Origin of the sequence: Methanobrevibacter sp. (assembly GCF_045646045.1) — an archaeon.
GTDB lineage: Archaea > Methanobacteriota > Methanobacteria > Methanobacteriales > Methanobacteriaceae > Methanocatella.
In genome coordinates this window covers 45,710-65,705 of the sequence record NZ_JAZRJY010000091.1, presented here as the reverse complement: position 1 = coordinate 65,705, position 19,996 = coordinate 45,710, and the positions used below count along the sequence as shown (strand labels likewise).

Annotated in this window: 17 protein-coding genes; 1 reads left to right on the top strand and 16 read right to left on the bottom strand. The window is 27.7% G+C overall.

The features are described from left to right. Window positions 1-4 precede the first annotated feature (4 nt). From ACKI5C_RS06235 to ACKI5C_RS06190, 10 genes are all read right to left on the bottom strand, one after another. Entirely contained in the window at window positions 5-961 is a 957-nt protein-coding gene (locus tag ACKI5C_RS06235; RefSeq protein ID WP_407432317.1) for a glycosyltransferase family 2 protein, read from the bottom strand. Next, a complete protein-coding gene (locus ACKI5C_RS06230) occupies window positions 954-2,039 on the bottom strand; it encodes a CDP-glycerol glycerophosphotransferase family protein (RefSeq protein ID WP_407432316.1) in 1,086 nt (361 codons plus the stop codon). The genes ACKI5C_RS06235 and ACKI5C_RS06230 overlap by 8 nt, the downstream gene beginning before the upstream one ends. A gap of 3 nt (window positions 2,040-2,042) precedes the next feature. Further along, window positions 2,043-3,089 (bottom strand): glycosyltransferase family 2 protein, encoded by a 1,047-nt coding sequence (locus ACKI5C_RS06225; protein WP_407432315.1) that lies wholly within the window; start codon window positions 3,087-3,089, stop codon window positions 2,043-2,045. A 1-nt stretch (window position 3,090) separates the two neighbouring features. Further along, a complete protein-coding gene (locus ACKI5C_RS06220; RefSeq protein WP_407432314.1) occupies window positions 3,091-4,140 on the bottom strand; it encodes a glycosyltransferase family 2 protein in 1,050 nt (349 codons plus the stop codon). 1 nt (window position 4,141) lies between these two features. After that, window positions 4,142-5,725 carry a glycosyl transferase gene (locus ACKI5C_RS06215; RefSeq protein ID WP_407432313.1) on the bottom strand — a complete coding sequence of 528 codons (1,584 nt, stop codon included), beginning with the start codon at window positions 5,723-5,725 and terminating at the stop codon, window positions 4,142-4,144. Further along, window positions 5,715-7,307, bottom strand: a complete 1,593-nt coding sequence (locus ACKI5C_RS06210; RefSeq protein ID WP_407432312.1) for a glycosyltransferase family 2 protein — start codon at window positions 7,305-7,307, stop codon at window positions 5,715-5,717. The genes ACKI5C_RS06215 and ACKI5C_RS06210 overlap by 11 nt, the downstream gene beginning before the upstream one ends. Next, window positions 7,308-8,342, bottom strand: coding sequence for a glycosyltransferase domain-containing protein (locus ACKI5C_RS06205; protein ID WP_407432311.1), 1,035 nt, complete (start codon window positions 8,340-8,342; stop codon window positions 7,308-7,310). 74 nt (window positions 8,343-8,416) lie between these two features. Next, window positions 8,417-8,698 carry a hypothetical protein gene (locus ACKI5C_RS06200; RefSeq protein ID WP_407432310.1) on the bottom strand — a complete coding sequence of 94 codons (282 nt, stop codon included), beginning with the start codon at window positions 8,696-8,698 and terminating at the stop codon, window positions 8,417-8,419. A 2-nt stretch (window positions 8,699-8,700) separates the two neighbouring features. Then, on the bottom strand, window positions 8,701-8,967 hold the full coding sequence (locus tag ACKI5C_RS06195) for a hypothetical protein (protein ID WP_407432309.1): 267 nt from the start codon (window positions 8,965-8,967) through the stop codon (window positions 8,701-8,703). A 91-nt stretch (window positions 8,968-9,058) separates the two neighbouring features. Next, window positions 9,059-10,585, bottom strand: coding sequence for a glycosyltransferase (locus ACKI5C_RS06190; protein ID WP_407432308.1), 1,527 nt, complete (start codon window positions 10,583-10,585; stop codon window positions 9,059-9,061). Between the two features lie 47 nt (window positions 10,586-10,632). On the opposite strand from ACKI5C_RS06190, the gene ACKI5C_RS06185 reads away from it, so the two are divergent. Next, window positions 10,633-11,733: a glycosyltransferase family 2 protein gene (locus ACKI5C_RS06185; RefSeq protein ID WP_407432307.1), complete on the top strand. Its 1,101-nt coding sequence runs from the start codon at window positions 10,633-10,635 to the stop codon at window positions 11,731-11,733. Here ACKI5C_RS06185 and ACKI5C_RS06180 read toward each other — a convergent pair whose 3' ends face one another. From ACKI5C_RS06180 to rfbC, 6 genes are read right to left on the bottom strand one after another with little or no spacing between them, the layout of a single operon-like run. Then, window positions 11,734-14,304, bottom strand: a complete 2,571-nt coding sequence (locus tag ACKI5C_RS06180) for a glycosyltransferase domain-containing protein (protein ID WP_407432306.1) — start codon at window positions 14,302-14,304, stop codon at window positions 11,734-11,736. It lies immediately after the preceding gene. A 4-nt stretch (window positions 14,305-14,308) separates the two neighbouring features. Next, window positions 14,309-15,844 (bottom strand): glycosyltransferase family 2 protein, encoded by a 1,536-nt coding sequence (locus ACKI5C_RS06175; RefSeq protein ID WP_407432305.1) that lies wholly within the window; start codon window positions 15,842-15,844, stop codon window positions 14,309-14,311. A gap of 7 nt (window positions 15,845-15,851) precedes the next feature. Next, the gene (locus ACKI5C_RS06170) at window positions 15,852-17,273 is read right to left on the bottom strand and encodes a glycosyltransferase family 2 protein (protein WP_407432304.1); all 1,422 of its coding nucleotides are present in this window, start codon (window positions 17,271-17,273) and stop codon (window positions 15,852-15,854) included. After that, a complete protein-coding gene (locus tag ACKI5C_RS06165; RefSeq protein ID WP_407432303.1) occupies window positions 17,270-18,400 on the bottom strand; it encodes a glycosyltransferase family 2 protein in 1,131 nt (376 codons plus the stop codon). Before ACKI5C_RS06165 ends, ACKI5C_RS06170 begins: the two co-directional genes overlap by 4 nt. Before the next feature lie 11 nt (window positions 18,401-18,411). Continuing rightward, window positions 18,412-19,419: a dTDP-glucose 4,6-dehydratase gene (gene rfbB, locus ACKI5C_RS06160; protein ID WP_407432302.1), complete on the bottom strand. Its 1,008-nt coding sequence runs from the start codon at window positions 19,417-19,419 to the stop codon at window positions 18,412-18,414. Between the two features lie 14 nt (window positions 19,420-19,433). Then, window positions 19,434-19,991 (bottom strand): dTDP-4-dehydrorhamnose 3,5-epimerase, encoded by a 558-nt coding sequence (rfbC, locus tag ACKI5C_RS06155; RefSeq protein WP_407432301.1) that lies wholly within the window; start codon window positions 19,989-19,991, stop codon window positions 19,434-19,436. Window positions 19,992-19,996 lie beyond the last annotated feature (5 nt).

Genomic DNA, 19,996 nt, shown 5'->3' with positions numbered 1-19,996 from the left:
ATATCTAAATTGAATTTTTAAATTTTTTCCACACTATATAGTATAACTTAGGATTAAATAAAAATAACTTAATTTTAAGTGAGAATTTTTTATCCCCTTTGAAATTAGATAATTTTGTGAATAAATCCAAATCTTTCATTTTTTTAATTACTTCATCATAATCGTAATTATTATAAAAGAAGTAGTTCATATTTCCAAAAATAGCTCTTGGAATTCTGGAGCTAATTACCAATTCTGACAAGTCATCCTGATTTTGTTTTTTGAAAAAGACAGCTAAATCCTCTAAAACAGGAATATAATCAAAACGTTTTAATTTGGAAGTACTGATTAATGATTCTTCATGCTGAATATAATAATAAGTAATTTCATTATTGACTTTTATTGAATTACCGTAGCTTAATGCCTTTAAAGCAAAATCCGTATCTTCACCATAACTTACATCTTCACGGAATTTTAAATTATTTTTCTTTATAATATCTGTTTTGTATGATAATTGAACAAAATTAAAAGGTATTTTCATCTCTAACTCTAATTTAATGAAGTCTTCAGTATTGATTTCTTCAAATTCGTAATAATGAGGATTTGTTAAATCATTTCCCTCTTTTTTAACCATTTGAGTTAAACTAAAATCATAGCCCTCGTTGTATAATTGAGATAAATGATTAGTCAGAATATAATCATCACCGTCGATAAATACAATATATTCACCGCAGGCAAGAGAAATTCCCTTATTTCTAGCGGAACTTACCCCTTTATTTTCCTGATGGATAATCTTATGTGAAATTGGAGAGTTGAGTAATTTTTCTTCGATGATTTTTAAGGTGTTATCTGTTGAGCCGTCATCAATTACAATTACTTCAAAATCCGTAAAATCCTGATTGATGATTGAATCTATGGTTGCTGATATATATTCTTCCTCATTAAATACCGGCAATATTATGCTAACTTTAACATTATCCATTTTTGCCACCTTCTTTTAGAACAAAATCAACAATCCTTGCAGATGCTCCACCATCTATTTGATTAAATTGAGTCTCAGTAAATGACTTTAATTTGGAAGTATCAATTCCCTCACTGATAACATCAATCAATTCTTCAGTGGTATAAACAACAGGTCCGGGAAGGTCTTTTTTATAATCCAAATAAAATCCCCTCTCATTTGACAAATAATTATCCAAATCATAAGCAAAAAATATAATTGGTTTATTTAATAGTCCAAATTCTATCATTATTGAAGAATAATCTGTTATTAATATATCTGACAATAATAATAGCTCCTGTTCATTTTTATAATCGCTGCAATCAATATAATCCCCATTAACAGAAATATCTTCTGAATAAAATTTTTTAATTTTAGGATGGAGCCTTAAAACTAAAACATATTCATCAGACAGTTTATTATTAAATTCATTTAAATCCAAATAATTAAAAACATTATTATATTCTTTATTTTCTCTGAAAGTAGGAGTATACAAAATTATTTTCTTATTAGAATTAATTCCATATTTTTCATTAAAATTATTTCGCAGTCTATCAATATCATGCTTTTCGAAATAATAATCTGCCCTCGGAAGACCTAAAGGTTTAATTTTGGATTTTTCAATTTGAAATGCTTCGCTGTAATAAGATTCGTTGTATGTGGATGTAATAATCAAATAATCAGTTTTATCTGAAATTAATTTAAGCATTGAAGCATTTTCAACACTGCCACCAAACTTTTTAAAGGCACCAGGAGCATGCCATAATTGGATAACAAGAGTTTCCTTATTAAAATCCATAAAAGCTAAAGGAAAGAAATTATCATTTAAAAATACATATTTTGAAGTAGCCAATTTTTTTAAAGAACTTAAAGACAGTTTATCCTTATAATAAAAATGAAACTGAAAATTACCTCTATTTTCAAATTCTTTTTTGATATATTCCAAATTTCCGCTAAATGATTCATTAGAATCAATTATGAAAGAAACTAAATTATTATTAATCTTAGATTTAGTGAAAATATTAAATAATTTTCCAAATATTTTATGTTTTAAAAACATGGCCTACCCCCTAAGTCTTGAAAAAGTACCGGTCAATTTCAGTAAGATTCCACGATATCTTGAAATAGAATTAATATTTTTAACTGTTTTTGCATAATCCTCTTCTAAAATAGGTTTAGTTAAACTAGCATAAATTCTTTCATTAAATCCGGGAATTACTTCAACATCCTTTTTAAGAAGTTCATTAATATCCATAATCAATTCTAACTTTTCATCATCAGTAATACCGCTAAGTATTAAACTGGTTAACCAATATACAAAGTGCATATTGAAAATTTCAGCATAATATTTATTATAATCATTATTTTCTAAGAATTCTTCTGTTTTCCAGTATCCTTCAATCATTTTTCCCAAATATTTTTTATTTCTGATGTGAATTGTAGATTTATCACCTTCAACATTACGAATATAATAATTATAACTATAAACATCATCCAAATAAACAGTGGAGGATGATTTAAATAAAGAAACGATGAAAAAGTATAAATCTTCAGCCAACATGCCTTCCAAGAAACGGATATCATTCTCAATTAAAAAATCCTTTCTAAACAGTTTGCACCAAATTGCCGGATCTATAGAAAATAGGCGCGTATCTTCGTTAACATCATTTACTACTATATTTTCCCCATTGAAAACTGTTTTGACTTTTTCCCGTTCATCAGGAAAAATCCTATAATAGTTCGTTATAAGCATATCGGCATCATTTTTTGTCGCATTATCATACATAATCTCAAAAGCATCTGGATTATATGTGTCGTCATGGTCTGAAAAAATTACATATTCGGAATCGGCTATTATTAAGCCAGTATTACGTCCGGTTCCCGGAAATCCAGAATTTTTCTCTAAAGAAATTGATTTTACATTAGAAAAATTCTCATCAAATAAATCAAGAAGATATAGAGTATATTCATCGTCGGAACAGTCATCAACAAAAATAACTTCAATATTCTCAAAGCCTAAACTCTGATACATTATTGAATCAAAAAAAGCATTGAGAAAAAGACCTGAATTATATGTTGGAACAACCACACTAACTTTATATTTTGCCATTTTATCCGACCAATTTATTCTTTATTTTAGAAATGAAACTTCTGTTATTCATATTTTCCTGAGTTTTTTCTAATTTATTAGATTCTATAACCGCATCATCAAACTTTTTACTTAAAATTAAATCAACTAATTTATCATATCTTTTTTTAAAGAAAGGATCTTCGCTGTAATATTTATTAAATATATCATATGATTTAATAAATAATTCTTTTTTGTCTTCATCACATATTTTGGATAAAACAATTGTATATAGCCATGATGTAAGATGACTCTTAAAGATTATTTCACCATAAGATGTCTTGTTTAAACTTATTAACATCTCATCGATTTTATAATAACCATTCAATATTGCCTCTATATATTTACGATTCCTTACATGAATAGTTGACTTATCATTATCGCTATCTCTTATTTTGTAATTATAAGAATAAAAATCATTAAGATAAATTATTCCATCAGCTTTAAGGCAGGAATATGTGGCAACATAAACATCCTCAGCCAGCATACCCTCCAAAAAACTAATATTATTTTTTAATAAAAAATTTTTTCTGAATAATCTTGTCCATATTGCAGCAGGTACTCTTAAAAGATTTTTATCTTCATCAATGTTTTTAACCTCTATTTCACCTGAATTTTTATAAATTGACTTAAATGGAATAGTTTTATTTGGATAAACCTGATTAAAATTAGATATTAGCATATCATTTTCACCGATTTTATTACACATTATCTCAAATGCATTTTCGGTATAGGTATCATCATGGTCAGCAAAAATAACATAATCAGCACTGGACAAATTTAAACCTGTATTTCTTCCAGTTCCAGGAAATCCACTATTATCATCTAAAAATTCAACTTTAACATTGGTGTAAGATTGATCTAGTTTTTTTAATAAATCCAAAGTATAATTATCAGTTGATTTATCATCAACGAAAATAACTTCAATATTTTCAAATCCAATACTTTGGGATTTTATAGAGTCTAAAAACTCAGTTAAATAATCACCAGTATTATAAGTAGAGACAATAACGGAAATATTATAATCAGCCATTTTAATCAGTTAATTTATTATATAAACTTATATATTCATCACACATTTCATTTAAATCTTTAAACTTAATCTTTGAAATATTTGAAACTTTCTTATCATAATCATTTTGATTAATATTAATAATTAAGTTATAAATATCATTTATATTTGTATAATCAGCCAGCCAGCCCGCATCAGTTGATGAAATTCTTTGTTTTAAAGCTCCAAGATTTGATGCTATAACTGGTATACCTGCCATCCAGGACTCTGTTAAAGTATATGAATAAGTTTCAGGACAAGTCGATAATATTAAAGAAAATGAAGGTTCTATTTCTGATACAATTCTATTAAAATCATTTCTTTCATACTTACCATGATTTATTCCATAGTTATTTAAATTTGGAATTGTAGTTCCCATGAAATGCAATTCCAGGTTATTGCTTTTATCAAATTCTTTCAGCTGTTTTATTACTAATGAACCTTTATGGGGTGATACATGTCCTGGAACTAAAATCTTTATAGGATTTGCAGTTAATTTTGGAGTATATGAAGATTTATCCACCGTTACACCATGTTCTATCACGTCAAAATTATTTAAATCGGGATAAATATTTCGATATATATCGACTACACTTTGAGTAGGTGCTATATTTATAGATGATTTTTCTAAAAGAGCACAGCATTCTTCATGCCATCTTTTAAGGATTTCTTCATTAGTAATATCTGATTTATGAGCAATACCTTTACAATTTTGACAATTGAAGTTACAATATTGACAATTGATATCAACTAAATGGATGGATGGGCAAACATAATAGAAGTCATGTAGATTAACGAGAAATGGAATGGATTTTTTTGTTATAATATTAATTAAATCAAAACTATGATTAATTAAATGATTAATATGAACTAAACTAATTCTTAATTTTGAAAGGATTTCATCGTAAATGATAGCAAACTCATGATTGGAAAAAATGTTTTCAAAACTGTCATGAGAAATGAAATTATCATCATTATCTATGACTGAAAAATTAGTATTAAAAGAAACATCATAATTGGCAATTTTTTCTAAATTTTCATCAGCGTTCCATAATTCAACATCCTCGCCATCAGAAGTTAAGATAAAAGCATTATACTCATCAGGCAAGTTATCAATAATATCCATGTTTAAAAAACCTGTTCCGCCGATTGTACCGATTTTCTCATGTAAAACAAATAGAATATTTTTCTTATTCTCATTTGCAAATTCAGATAAATCACTATTTTGAACCCTGATTTGGCGATTCTGCTTAATTCCATATAATGCATAATGAACTAAAGGATTGATATTAACATCAGAATAATGATTTTTATAAAAAACACCGTCAAAGGTGTCATTAGGCTTTTTACCTTCATCAAAACCAAAGAAAATATAGTGAAGCAGCGGATCCATTCCAGATGATGAAACTTTAGGATATTTTTTTAAATAAAATTCATCATCAAACAGATTATTTTTACGAATAGCTTTATATCCTTCAATAATTTCTGAAGCTTTGGATTTATCTTTAACCTTATAAGAAATATATCTGCTTGGAAACTTTGAAAAAAGTTTATTTTTAAAACTCATAACCATCTCTTATTATATTTTCAAGTTTTTCTAAAAATTCTGATGCGAAATCATTATCGATTTTAATAAAATAATCGTTATTTTGACTTATATCATCAAAAGAAACAACAATATCATAATCATCAGTATTCAGATTATTATTGTCAACAATAACTTTTACAATATCACCACGTGCAACAAGATTATTTAAATTATAATTATCAGTAAATGAAATTAAAATATCACAGGAATTACCGATATAATTGTTTCCCATATCCGTAATCACCTCTACTGAATAATCAATGTCATTAAATTTTTTGGAAATATCAGATATCAATTCTTTATTTTTAGAATCTACCTCATCAACAATAGTGATTTTAAGATTCTTTTCTGTGAAAAACTTTTGTGAATTAATTTTATCCAATAATAAACATCTAGATAAATATTGACCCCATTTATTCCAGAAAACAGAGTAATTATTCTTATCATTTTCGAAATAACTTTTACTTTTAACTCTTGTACTAGATTCATGATGGAATAATACAGCATTACCTGCAAATAAAATTTTATAACCCTTTTTATGTAATTTTAAACAAAAATCAACATCTTCAAGACCGTAAAAATATTCTTCATCCAAACCGGAAAGCTCATCATAAACTTCTTTATCAATTAAATTTACGGCACCGGTAACAGCAATACATTGATTATTTCGAGTTAGTTTTGAATCAAAAATATCTAATTTTGAATCGGATTTATTAACTGCATATAAACAGCAAGGATACATTCTTTCAGCAAATATATCGCCACTGTGCTGTATTTTATAAGATGATTCCCTATTAACATTAAAATAATAAGGAAAAATAAGTTTAGCTCCAACAGAAACTACATCATCATTATAATAAATTGTACCGACCAATTCATTTAACCATCCGTACGTAGGCTCAATATCATTATTCAATAAAAGTAAATATTGGCCTTTAGCTATTTTAGCCGCATCATTATTACCTTTAGAAAAACTAACATTAATATCATTTTCAATAACGGTTATTGGTAAATCCAGACTTTTTAAAAAGGAAACTGAATCGTCTGTTGATGCATTATCTACAACGATGATTTCATAATTAGAATAATTGGTTTTTGCATCAAAGTCTTTAAACAAGCGTTTAAGATGAGTCAAACCATTTCTGTTTAGAATAATAATAGATACTAATGGTTCTGTATCAAATTCATAATTAGATAAAAATGCCAAGTTAGTTTCACAAATTTCTTCTTTTCTTCTAATTGAATATGCCTGTTGAATTATTTTACCTTCTGATTTGCCATAAGCAATATAATGCAGTAATGGATTTAAATGTGCTTGCTTAACATCAGGATAAGTTTTTAAGTAAAAATCAGGATCAAAATCTAAAGAAGGTAATTTTCCCTCCCTATAACCTTTAGTCAAATAATGATTGAGAGGATCTCCATTAAAATCATCATAAGTTTCTTTGTAAAATTCGCTGTCAAATAATCCTGAATCATTTATCTGACCATAATATTTACGATTTTTAAGCATGGATTTTAAATTTGATGGAGAAAACCCGCTAACAATATTTTTAACCATTTAATCACCCTTATTCTTTAGATTTCGCAATTTACTAGTCAATTTCCAGGATGTGGAGTCTCTAACATTGTTAATTTGTCTATCCCAATAATCCCTATTCTGGTTTAAAGCTTCTGCTTCATCTCTTAATGCATCAATATCATTAAAAAGCAAAGTAATTTCCTCTTTTGTTAATGTATTTGTTTCTTTGATATTGCCTTCAAGGGATTTTATTAAATTCCTGCTTGTAATATAATCCTCTACTTTAACATTATGATGATATTCCTGGTTGTCTATTGCCCAATATTCATTATCCCAATAATAAACAGCTCCTACAGAAGGATGGAAGTCATTCTTCCACATCAAATAAGTAAAGCTTAATTGGTCCTGATTAGTGTAATTAATTATTTCTTCCCACCATTGATTCATTAATGAAACAATTTCAGGGTCATTATGCTTTCTAAAAATAGCACCTAAAACGGGAAGGCCATAATGAGCGGGCATCCCCTCGGATCTGTATTTTTCAACCTGTTTTGTTATGGTAAAATTTGAATATCTTGGATGAGGCAAGGATTGTGCGGCTTCATCATAAATACAGTCACGTTCCGGATGAACAACCGTTAACATTGAAGAATTAACGTATTTATAAATATATTCTCGAATACTGCCTTTAATCTTAAAAGAACCATCAATCCAAAAACTGTATTTATCATCCGGAAAATATTTATTTGGAAAAACTTTATACTGCTTTGCAATCCTATTATCATCTAATGTAGAATCCTCCATCTGAATAATATCCCAAGTATCAGATTTTAAATTAGAATCTTGTGTAAAACAGACATATCTTACATTATCATCCTTAAATTCTGGCTCTTTAAGTGAATCATATCCTCCAGTAAAGGCTGTATATATAACAATCTCATTATCTTTAATATCATTAATTAATTCGTTATCTACTTCGAAATTGGGCTGAAATAAATCACTTAAAATAAAACTGTCAACATTGGATTCATATATAGTTCTTACTATCTCATAAGGATTCACATTATCATTCATAAAAATCAGCAAAATAATATAATTAATAACTAATATCTTTTTGATATTAATTAAATATATCTAAAAAAATGAAATTATTGGAAAAAAGCTAACATATGAGGAAAGGCCCCTACCATTGCCTGAATACCTAAAATAAATATTGCAAGCCCACCAATAAAATTAATATACCTTGCATATTTAATAGCTATCCTAGTACCAAATGTACCAATTAACAGCCAACATATTACAGCAATAAAACTTAAAATAGCTAAACCTATTGGATTAACACCGCTACCAACACCTTGTGCAGCCAAAATAAGGTTTTCAATGTTTCCAAAAACAATTAGGCCAAAAAATTGTTTAAACTCCTTAAACATATTTATTCGCCCCTAAACGATTCATACATAGCTTGAAAACCTAAAATAAATATTATTAAACCACCAAAAAAGTCTATAAAACTAACATAAGGTCTTGCAATTTGAGTTCCAATTGTTCCAAGAGTTAACCAAAAAGCTACTGCAATTAAACTAAAAATAGCCAATTTAACTGGATTAGCTCCAGCAATAACACCTTGAGAAGAAAGTACTAAATTCTCAATATTCCCAAATATTATCAAAGCAGCAAATGGTAAATATTGTTCCAACATATTAAATCCCCATTTCATATATCGGAAGATAAGTTCCGAAAAAAATTCCTTTCAATAATACTATTATTATTTAAGCATATATAAAATTAACTTATTGAATCAATACTCTCTCCCACATTTGTATCCTATCTTCTATTAAATAATCCCTTAAAACTTTATTTAAAGCATTATTTCTAATATTTTTCCTTAAATCATTATTTAAAATAAGCATTTCGATTTTCTCTACCCATTCATCATCATTACCTGCTAAAAAACCGTCGATACCATCTGTAACAACATTATTATAAACACACATGTCAGAATAAACACCAGGAAGTCCCAAAACAGCTAATTCAATGAATTTTAACTCACTTTTACACTGATTAAATGGAGAATCATCAAGAGGAACAAGGGCGATATCCCAATCAATTGTTTTGGATAACCAACCCATGAATTTTTCAAAATCCATATTGTCCGGAGGCAGTTCAACTGATTTAAACCAATTTTCATCTACATTATCTGAAGCATTAAATCCGCCAATAACTTCAAAATCAAAATCATATTTCTCTTTTAATTTTAGAATAACATTCTTTATTAAAAATAAATCTTTTGAATGAGTTAACGTTCCATAATAACCTAATTTAAGTTTTCCTTCAGTCTTAATGTCTTCTTTAATATCAAAAACTGAATCAACATAATAATTTGAGATAATAACGGTTTTATTTTCATCAAATTTAGATGCTAAAGTTGGTGTTGTAACTGTAATAACTTCACTATCATCTATAAAATTTTTTATAGAATCTGAAACTCTATTTACATATTCATATGAAGGACTATTAGGTTCAACACCCAATAAATCATCATCAGTCTCATAAACTAATTTAATACCATATTTATTACACTTTTTACGTAAAACATCCAAAAAAGGAAGAATTCTTTGAACAACAACCACATCAAATAGCTTACATCTTAAAATATTATCAATATCCATCATTACAAAACTGTCCATACCATACATAAAGAAAGTGAATTTTTTACTTTCAGACAATTTTGAAAATAAAGCATGCAATCTTATATATGGACATGGAGCTAAATTCTCAAATGGATCATTTGTAAAAACTCCAACACGAATTGTATCAAGTTCAATAGGATTTTCACGTTGAATATAGGGAATTAAAGTTCTTTTATCACGAATATAATACGAATTAGAAACAATATTTTCAACAGTTGATTTTTCATTTGAAAAGTATTGTTTATAAAGGTCCATTTCAAGTGTATTAATATAATTATTATCCAGAATATTAAGCTGATTTTTTTTATAAAAACCATCTAAAACATAATCCAAAATAGGATTATCAGTACCATAAGTATTTTTATAGAATTCTAAGTTAAAAATATCGCTGGTATAGGATTGCTGAACTTCCAGAGAATCATTAATACCATAATATAAATAATGGAGAATATAATCTAAATCATTTAAGTTATTATGAACTTCCAAATATTTATCTTCATCGATAATGGCTAAGCTCTTAATACGAGAGTATGCATCCTGATATTTAGAAATTTTTTGAGGATTGCCCTTAGATTTAAATGCAATATAAGCCTTAGGATTTTTTTTAATTGATTTAGAAAAAAACATTATTTCATCTCTTAATTATATATAATATTTAACATAAAAATAAATTTATGTCATATAAAGTAACTGTTATTATTCCATCATACAATAGTGTTGAATTTTTAGACTCAACAATCGATTCAATTAAAGCTCAAAGTATAGGCTTTGAAAATATTGAAGTGATAATCATAGACGATTATTCAACAGACTCAACACAAGATTTAATCAACAAATATTGTTCTGAATACGAAAATATTAAAACTTATGACTCTTGTAAAAAAACAGGAACTCCTGGAAGAGCAAGAAATATTGGAATAGCTAACAGTGAATCTGACTACATAATGTTTTTAGACCATGACGACAATTATCTTCCAGACACAGTAGAAAAGTTATACAATGCAATCACAAGCAATAACACTGATATTGCTATTGGAAAATTCCAGACTTTTGGTGATAATTACTTTGTAACTGAAGACTGGATAACTGAAGATGTTGTTTTAAATTCAATTGATGAAAACCTACTATTTTTCTCAATAAATAATGTGTGGAGAATGATATTTCCAAAAGAATTTTTGCTTGAACATGAAATATCATTTCCGGAAGGTGTTTTTGCAGAAGATTTAACTTTTATGGTAGATGCATTCATTAATGCAAATAAGATTATATTTATTAATGATATTGTTTACAATTTTAGATTGAGAACTGGAGATAACTCATCAACAAGTTTATCAAAAGGAATGCATTATTTAAATGGATTAATAGATGGTTATTCATACACAGAAGATGTTTTAGAAAAGAATAATGCTTGCAAGTACTATGATACCATTTTCAATCAGCATTTATCTGTCTGGCTCAGTGACGTTGCATTGAGCGAAACAATTGATTTGGAGGATAAAAAAACATTAGTTGAAAAATCCATACATATGTTTAAAAAACTAAAAAATGTAGAACCGTTTCCCGAAAATAATGCGATTAAAAGTATTATTAACCAGATTATACAAGGAAACTTAGATGAAGCATATATGCAAATGGAAGACTACAAATTATTCAGAAATAGAATACAAAATCTTGAAGTTGAACTAAATCAAAAAAATGAGAAAGTTGCAAGACTTCAAACTACAAAAGGGTGGATTAAATATAAAATAAATAATATAAAAGAAAGATTAAGATAATTAATCCTTTAATAATCTTTTAAATATATTATCCCACTTATTGACACGGGATTTTAAACTGTAATTTTTTAAAATATCCTCATGAGCATTATTTACCATACCATTTCTTAAAATAGGATCTTCTATTAATACGGATAATCTGTCTACCCATTCATCTTCCGTATTTACTAAAAATCCTGTTACACCTTCTTTAATAACTTCATTATAGACATTCATATCACTTGCAACAACAGGGATGCCTAAAGCTGAAAATTCTATATATTTAAGTTCGCTTTTACACTTATTAAATTCTGTGTTAACTAATGGAATAATACCTATATCCCAATCAGAGTGTTTTCCTAACCAGTCATAAAAAGTAGGTAATGACATAGGATAATAAGGTATTTTAACTACATTAAACCATCCACAAATCTCATCAATTGAAGCGCCGGCAACTTCAAAAATAACTGTTTTTCCTTTCTTAGAGAAAATATCTTTTAACCTTAAAATAACATTATGAATTAATTCCAGATCATTTTGATGAGTTAAAGTTCCGAAATAACCAATTTTTACAATGTCATTTCCTCTAAATTTAAATGGTTTCAATGGTAAACAACTATTAACATAATAATTTCTAATAACTTCAACATTATCAATACCCAATTTATCAAAACGACTTTTTAATTCATTGGTAGATACAGTAATCTGGTCTACATTGTTTACAAGCTTTTTAATATTATCAAAATTACCTAAAATATAGTTATATGAGGGATTAGCCGGATTAATATCAAGGAAATCATCATCAGTTTCATAAATTACTTTAATATTATGCTTTTTAGCTTTCTTTAAAATTATATTGGAATATGGATTTACTCTCTGAATAACAATAACATCGAAGATATGTGAATTAATCATGTTTTCAATATCCAGAAGAGGCATTATTTCTTGACCATAAATAAAGAAATGATAATTTCCATCTTCAGATAATTTGGAAAATGGAGCATGAATTCTTATATATGGACATGCATTCATATTATCATAATTATCTTCTAAAAAAACCCCCACTTTGATAGTATTTGTTTTAAACTTTTTTTGAGTAACAATATAATCGATTAAAACATTAGCATCTGTTATATAATGATTAGAATTCAATTCTTTTTTAATGCGTCTATTAGCAAAAGTATCTAACTGCACATTAACATTATCGTTTAAATTTCTTATAAAATTAGGATATTTTCTATTAAAACTTAATTCTTCTTTAAAACCTTTTGTAACATAATGAAGTACCGGATCTTCATCCCCGATTTCATTTTCGCTTATGTAGTAATACAAATCAAAAATCGGATTTATATATTCTAGTTTTTTATCCATAGAATCAGTTTTTGAACCCTCCTGGATAAAATGCAATATCGGATCAATACATGGATGTATTTGACCATATCTGGTTTCATTCAAAAGTCCTAAATTACTTATGGCATCATATTCCCTAATGTCATCAGTAGCACTTGTTTTTGAAGTTCTGATAGATTCTATTACATTATTATGTTTAACTTTACGAGCTAAATTGCCTGCAGCCCTTAAAGGTTTCGTTAATTTTAAAGAATTAGAATTCATAAACTCATTATACTCATTGTGTAAAAAACCAACACGTCCAGCAGTATCAATTCTATATCCCGCTAATCCTTTTACATCATTTACAAGCAAATATAATTCTTCACGGGACAGGTCAATAGTATCTCCGATTTTCATATTTTCTACTTCAACACCTATTTTGGCTCTTAAGTTATCACTTGTAATAGGAGTCGTGAAAATAACTTTATGATGATACTCTCCCTCTTCCTTAGCCCAGTATTCATTATCCCAATAATAAACACGGCTTACAGATGGATGAAAATCATTTTTCCAACATACATATGCATAACTAAGCTGATCTTGATTGGTATATTTAATATTTTCATCCCACCAATCTTCCATTACTTTAATTACGTCAGGATGGTTGTGTTGCCTAAAAAGCGCACCCATAACACCTAAACCATAATGTTCAGGAAATCCTTGTGAACGATAAAATTCAACTTGTTCTTCCATAACTGCCCTCGGATAGCGTGGAATGATTTTAGAAGCATCATATTCCTCATAAACACAATCCCTTTCTGTATGAACAACAACCAGCATTTTAGAATTAGCTCGAATATTATTATAAATGTATTCACGAATACTGCCTTTAATTTTAAAAGTTCCATCCAGCCAAAAACTGTATTTATAATCTTTTAAGTATTTATGGGGAAGTAACTTATACTGTTTGGCTTTTCTATTATTATCCAATATTGATTCTTCCATTGGGATGATTTTCCATAAATCGGATGTTAACTCAGCATTATCAGTAAAACAAATATAATCACAATTATCATCAATGACTTCAGGATGTTTTAATGTATCATAATCACCTGTGAAAGCTGTATAAATAGCTATTTTATTATTTTTAATATCTTCAATTGTTTCTTCACAAGAATCAGTTGAATGATCGAATAATGGTCTATCAACATGTTTTTTTGAAACTTCCAAATATGTTTCATAAATCTCATCATATCCCATAATATCACAAATACTCTTCTTTGATTATATCCATTAATTTATCAGAATAATTTTCGCATTTATCTAAACAAATATCATATCGAGAATCATTTTCATTAGAAATTAAAACCTTAATTAAATTCAATCTTGAAACGATTTTATCAACATCATAATTCTTATCATTGGATATTAAAATATCACAATCCTCACCAATATCAAAATTATTTAAATTTGGAATTATTTTAACATTGAAATCCCTATTATTTAAATCTTTTACCAGATTAGAAATAAATTCATCATTTTTTGAAATGATTGAAATATCAATTTTTTTATCCGTGAAAAAATGATTTTGTTCAATTTTATCAATCAATAACTTTTTAAAAAGTAAATCGCCCCATTTGCTTAAAAAATACATAATATTTTTATAATTAAGTTGATTTTTCTTGTCTTCATCTTCAACACGAGTAGCTGACTCGTGATGGAATAATAAAGCGAAAGGATTGAAAATTGATTTATAATTATTTTGATATAACTTTAATGCAAAATCAATGTCCTCATACCCATAGAAATAAGTCTCATCTAAACCTCCAAACTCAAAATAAACGTCTTTTGGAACTAAAAGACATGCTGCAGTATTGGAAATGACTTCTTTTTGATGATTAACATCAGATGAAAATATTAATGTAGAGAACATGTTTTCATGATAAGGACCATAAATATAAGGTGTTCTTTCCTCTCTAAATTTTACGCCTGCATGTTGAATACAATAGGATTTGCCTTGATTTTTCATGTCTTCATAATACGGAAATATTAATTTGGCTCCAACAGAACCTACATTTTCATTATTTAACATGCATCCTACCATTTCATTCAACCAACCATATGTAGGCTCAATATCATTATTTAATAAAAGTAAATAATCACCGTTTGCAATATTTGCAGCATCATTATTACCTTTAGAAAAACTAACATTTTCAGAATTTTCAATTAGAGTAATAGGTAAGTTTAAACTCTTTAAAAAACTAACAGACTCATCAGAAGATGCATTGTCAACGACAATTATTTCATAGTTGGAATAATTTGTTTTATCATCAAAATTATCGAATAACCTTTGTAAATGTTCAAGACCGTTTCTATTAAGAATAATAATTGAAACTAAGGGTTCACTTTCAAATTCATAGTTAGATAAAAACATTTTATTTGTATCGATGATTTTTTCCTTTCTTAACTCAAAAGGACTTTTATCCAAAGTAAATCCAGTACTGTTATTATCAATATAATGTATTAAAGGATTTAAATTATTTTTTTCGATTTCCGGATATTCCTGTAAGTATCTTTTAAGATTAAATGTTGGAGAAGGGAGTTTATTTTCACCAGCTCCATAAAATAAATAATGAACTAAAGGATCCATTCCTGATTTTTTAATATGAGGATAAGCATTAATATAATAATTCTTATCAAATAAACCGGATTCCATAATCTTATAATAGCTTTCTTGATAAAGTTTAGCTTTTTTCATATTAAATTTTGATTTTATTAAGAAATCGTTGAAAGTTACCATAGTTTCCCTACTTAAAAAAATTAAATCTACCTTTTTTATCTTTATGATTAATCTCATTTATAATATTGTTTTTTTCAGCAATAATAGCATTTTTCTCAACAAAAAGACTAGCTAATTCACCATCGTTTATGAATTCCAAATCAAAATCTATTATTAACTCTTCATTTAACTCAGTGTTAAAAATATAATTGGGATCCAAATTTAAAAATATCTGATAATCATCATTAATTGAATTATCGCAATTTGCATCAGTAACTGCAATATTATTTATTTTAGACTTAATGAATGAACCTTCCAAAGGATCAAAACGAATACTGACAATATTTGAATATTTGCTCAAGTCAAAACTTAATTTGTTATTTTTCTGAGGAATATATTCAACAGATATTTTAGAATCTTCATTAAACCCACTTCCATTATCAATATATAAACTTGCAGTAGATTTTATTTTATTCAATCTATTAAAATACTTATATTTAGCTAAAAATGTTTCACTATCAAAATTATTTAAATCTAAGCAATCTTTTCTATAAAATACTTCGTAATCCGGGAATAATTGTCTAAAATAATCCAAATCTTTTGCTGAAATATTATATGCAGATTCTCTTAATTTAGAAATTACAGCAATTTCATCGGGAATAGGCCAATCATAATAATATATCCAGAATAAAACATCATTAATAAATTTTACATTTAATAAAGCAACATTTCTATTATTTAAATCATATAATTCCTTAACTGACTCAGATAAATCAATAGCGTGCTGTGGTGTAATATTTTCAGTTGTTGATGTTAAATTCTTTCTATAGAAATATGTGGCATCTTTTGATAAAAATATTTTAGAAGCATTAATAAGTGAACTAACAACAGCCAGATTATCATCATACAAAGCATTAGAGAATTTTAAATATTTAAATAAGCTTTTATGATATATTTTATTCCACGAAGGAGTCGAAAATATTAATTTAGGATTTTCATCAATTGAATTAATTAATTTATTTTCTAAAGTATTTTGCTGATGAATATTAATTGGCTCTACATAATCTGTACCTGTATAAGTTTCCCAATTGAAAATTAATAAATCGGCACCGGATTCCTCAATTTTTGATAATGAATCTTCATAAGCATTTAAAGAAATAAAATCATCACAATCAATAAAAGTTAAATAATCAGATTTAACTTCACCAATAGCTTTATTTCTAGATTCACCAGCTCCTAATTGAGAATTATTTGATATAAGTTTAAAACTAGGATATTTATCACAGTATTCATTAATTATATTTAAACTATTGTCAGTAGAATTATCATTTACAATAATTACTTCAATATTGTCAATACCAATACTTTGATTCACAACAGAATCCAAACATTGCCTGAGATATTCTTCACCATTATAAACTGGTATTATAACACTTAATTTATTCTTCATGATTTCACAATTTTTTTAAACTTGGATTTAATAGAAGAATTTAACTCTTCTTTTAAACGATTATTCTCTGCAGTTAATTCATCAATCTGATTTTTATATACATTAGATAAAGTTTCATAATGTTTAGCCAAAATTTCATAAGAAACTTTTTCACTATTCAAATTAAATTCCTTATAATTATCTGATACTTGAATAGATTCATAAAAAGCCCTGTCTGAATAATGCCATTCTTCACTAAAAACAACATCATTTAATTCATAATCATCGAATTTCTCTTTCATTTTGTCAATAAATTGATTTTTATAATTATCATTTAATCTAAAGTAAACAAACTTTAAATTTACAATGATAAACATTAACCAACCTTGTTTTACATCGTCATAAATTTTAGCATCGATTACATTTTGTTTAGTGGATTCCAACACATTAAATATATCAAAAGAACCTTCATCACCACTGGTTGATATGGAACAATCACGAATACGGTAATAATAAAGATATTGCGGAAGAACTGAAACTTTTTTAGCTTTGAAAAAGACCTTGTAAAAAAATTCCACATCCTCATAATAGGAACCATATAAAAATTTAGCATCCAACTCCCTTAAAAAAGAAGTTTTATATAATTTATTAAAGGGTGCATGAGATATCTTAAAAATAATATCTAAAACATCATAATAAGAGAAATTGCCTGTATACAATGCGGGATTAATCACTTCTAAATTTGTAAATTGATCCTCACTAATCTCTGAAGTATCATCATCAAAAAATTTAAATTTAAACATTGTTATTTCAGAATTGAAACCTTTAACATGTTCATATAATAATTCCAAAGCGTTTTCCTCTAACCAATCATCTGAATCAACGAATAAAACATATTCGCCTTGGACATGTTCGATTCCAGTATTGCGAGCTCCGCTCAATCCCTGATTTTCCTGAGATATAATTTTAAATCTTGAATCAGTTAATGCATAACCTTCAAGAATACCTAAAGATAAATCAGTAGACCCATCATTTACACAAATAACTTCAAAATCCTTAAAAGTCTGATTAACTAAACTATCTAAACATTTTCTAAGATAGTCGGCAACATTATAAACAGGTAAGACTACTGAAATCTTAACATCCATGATTTCGCCCTTTATTTATTATTATACATTTTTTCGTAGTATTGTTGGTATTCTCCACTTTTCACCTGGTCCATCCAGTCCTGATTATCCAAATACCATTGAATTGTTTCTTTTATACCAGTTTCGAAGGTGTATTTTGGCTCCCATCCAAGTTCATTGCGGATTTTATCTGCATCAATTGCATAGCGTCTGTCGTGGCCTAATCTGTCAGCTACAAATTCTATAAGTGATTCATCTTTTCCTAAAGCTTCAAGTATTAGTTTTACGATTTGGATGTTTTGCCTTTCATTGTGTCCACCAATATTATAAACTTCCCCAAGTTTTCCTTCATGCAATACCAAATCTATTGCTTGGCAGTGGTCGTATACATGTAACCAGTCACGTATGTTTTTTCCATCACCATATATTGGTAATTTTTTATCCTCCAGTGCATTGGATATCATTAAAGGTATCAGTTTTTCTGGAAATTGATAAGGACCGTAATTATTGGAACATCGAGTAATATTAACTGGTAAATCAAAAGTTTCAAAATATGCTCTTGTAATTAAATCTCCTCCAGCTTTGGATGCTGAATATGGGCTGTTTGGTTGTAACGGAGTAGTTTCAGAGAAATATCCTGTTTCTCCTAAAGTTCCATAAACTTCATCGGTTGAGATTTGAATGTATTTTTCAACACCAAATTCTTTTGCTGCATTCAATAATACCTGTGTTCCCAATACATTGGATTTAATGAATATTTCTGGATCAGTTATGCTTCTATCGACATGGCTTTCAGCGGCAAAGTTAATAACATAGTCAGATTTGGCTACCAAATCATTAACCAATTCTTTATCCCTTATATCGCCTTTAACAAATGTATAATTATCCATATCTTCAATATCTTTTAGATTTTCCAGGTTTCCGCAGTAAGTTAGAGCATCCAAATTAATAATATCATAGTCGGAATACTTATCCAACATGTATTTAACGAAATTGCTTCCGATAAAGCCTGCTCCACCAGTAATTAAAATAGTACTCATAAATAAAACGCCCATTAATATTTAATTTGTGATTCTGCAAGAGTCTGCCATTTTTCATCCTTTTCTGAAAAGATTAGTTCATCAATACCATCCATTGGCCAGTCAATTCCAATATCCGGGTCATTCCAAATAATTCCACTTTCATCAGGACCATTATAAAAATCAGTACACTTATAAGCGAATTCCGCATGATCTGATAACACTAAAAATCCGTGAGCAAAGCAAGGTGGAATAAACAACTGCTTTTTGTTTTCATCAGATAAAATTGCACCAAACCATTCACCATAAGTAGGAGAATCAGCACGTAAATCCACACCAACATCAAAAACCTCACCTTTCAAAACACGCACCAATTTACCTTGAGGTTGTGTTAACTGCAAATGAAGGCCTCTAAGTACTCCTTTTGATGATGAAGACTGATTATCCTGAACAAAAGTTAAATCATAACCAGCTTCTTTAAAATCATTCTCATTATAAGTTTCCATGAAATATCCGCGATTGTCACCGAAAACCGCAGGTTCAACAATGAACATTCCTTCAATATCACATTCTGTAAATTTAAATTGACCCATTAATA

Bases quoted from the DNA above. Each gene is read 5' to 3' on its own strand.
- rfbC (WP_407432301.1), bottom strand. From the start codon at position 19,991: ATGGGTCAATTTAAATTTACAGAATGTGATATTGAAGGAATGTTCATT.
- ACKI5C_RS06200 (WP_407432310.1), bottom strand. From the start codon at position 8,698: ATGTTTAAGGAGTTTAAACAATTTTTTGGCCTAATTGTTTTTGGAAAC.
- ACKI5C_RS06185 (WP_407432307.1), top strand. From the start codon at position 10,633: ATGTCATATAAAGTAACTGTTATTATTCCATCATACAATAGTGTTGAA.
- ACKI5C_RS06165 (WP_407432303.1), bottom strand. From the start codon at position 18,400: ATGGATGTTAAGATTTCAGTAGTCTTACCTGTTTATAATGTTGCCGAC.
- ACKI5C_RS06180 (WP_407432306.1), bottom strand. From the start codon at position 14,304: ATGGGATATGATGAGATTTATGAAACATATTTGGAAGTTTCAAAAAAA.
- ACKI5C_RS06175 (WP_407432305.1), bottom strand. From the start codon at position 15,844: ATGGTAACTTTCAACGATTTCTTAATAAAATCAAAATTTAATATGAAA.
- ACKI5C_RS06170 (WP_407432304.1), bottom strand. From the start codon at position 17,273: ATGAAGAATAAATTAAGTGTTATAATACCAGTTTATAATGGTGAAGAA.
- ACKI5C_RS06235 (WP_407432317.1), bottom strand. From the start codon at position 961: ATGGATAATGTTAAAGTTAGCATAATATTGCCGGTATTTAATGAGGAA.
- ACKI5C_RS06230 (WP_407432316.1), bottom strand. From the start codon at position 2,039: ATGTTTTTAAAACATAAAATATTTGGAAAATTATTTAATATTTTCACT.
- ACKI5C_RS06195 (WP_407432309.1), bottom strand. From the start codon at position 8,967: ATGTTGGAACAATATTTACCATTTGCTGCTTTGATAATATTTGGGAAT.
- ACKI5C_RS06210 (WP_407432312.1), bottom strand. From the start codon at position 7,307: ATGGTTAAAAATATTGTTAGCGGGTTTTCTCCATCAAATTTAAAATCC.
- ACKI5C_RS06205 (WP_407432311.1), bottom strand. From the start codon at position 8,342: ATGAATGATAATGTGAATCCTTATGAGATAGTAAGAACTATATATGAA.
- ACKI5C_RS06215 (WP_407432313.1), bottom strand. From the start codon at position 5,725: ATGAGTTTTAAAAATAAACTTTTTTCAAAGTTTCCAAGCAGATATATT.
- ACKI5C_RS06225 (WP_407432315.1), bottom strand. From the start codon at position 3,089: ATGGCAAAATATAAAGTTAGTGTGGTTGTTCCAACATATAATTCAGGT.
- ACKI5C_RS06220 (WP_407432314.1), bottom strand. From the start codon at position 4,140: ATGGCTGATTATAATATTTCCGTTATTGTCTCTACTTATAATACTGGT.
- ACKI5C_RS06190 (WP_407432308.1), bottom strand. From the start codon at position 10,585: ATGTTTTTTTCTAAATCAATTAAAAAAAATCCTAAGGCTTATATTGCA.
- rfbB (WP_407432302.1), bottom strand. From the start codon at position 19,419: ATGAGTACTATTTTAATTACTGGTGGAGCAGGCTTTATCGGAAGCAAT.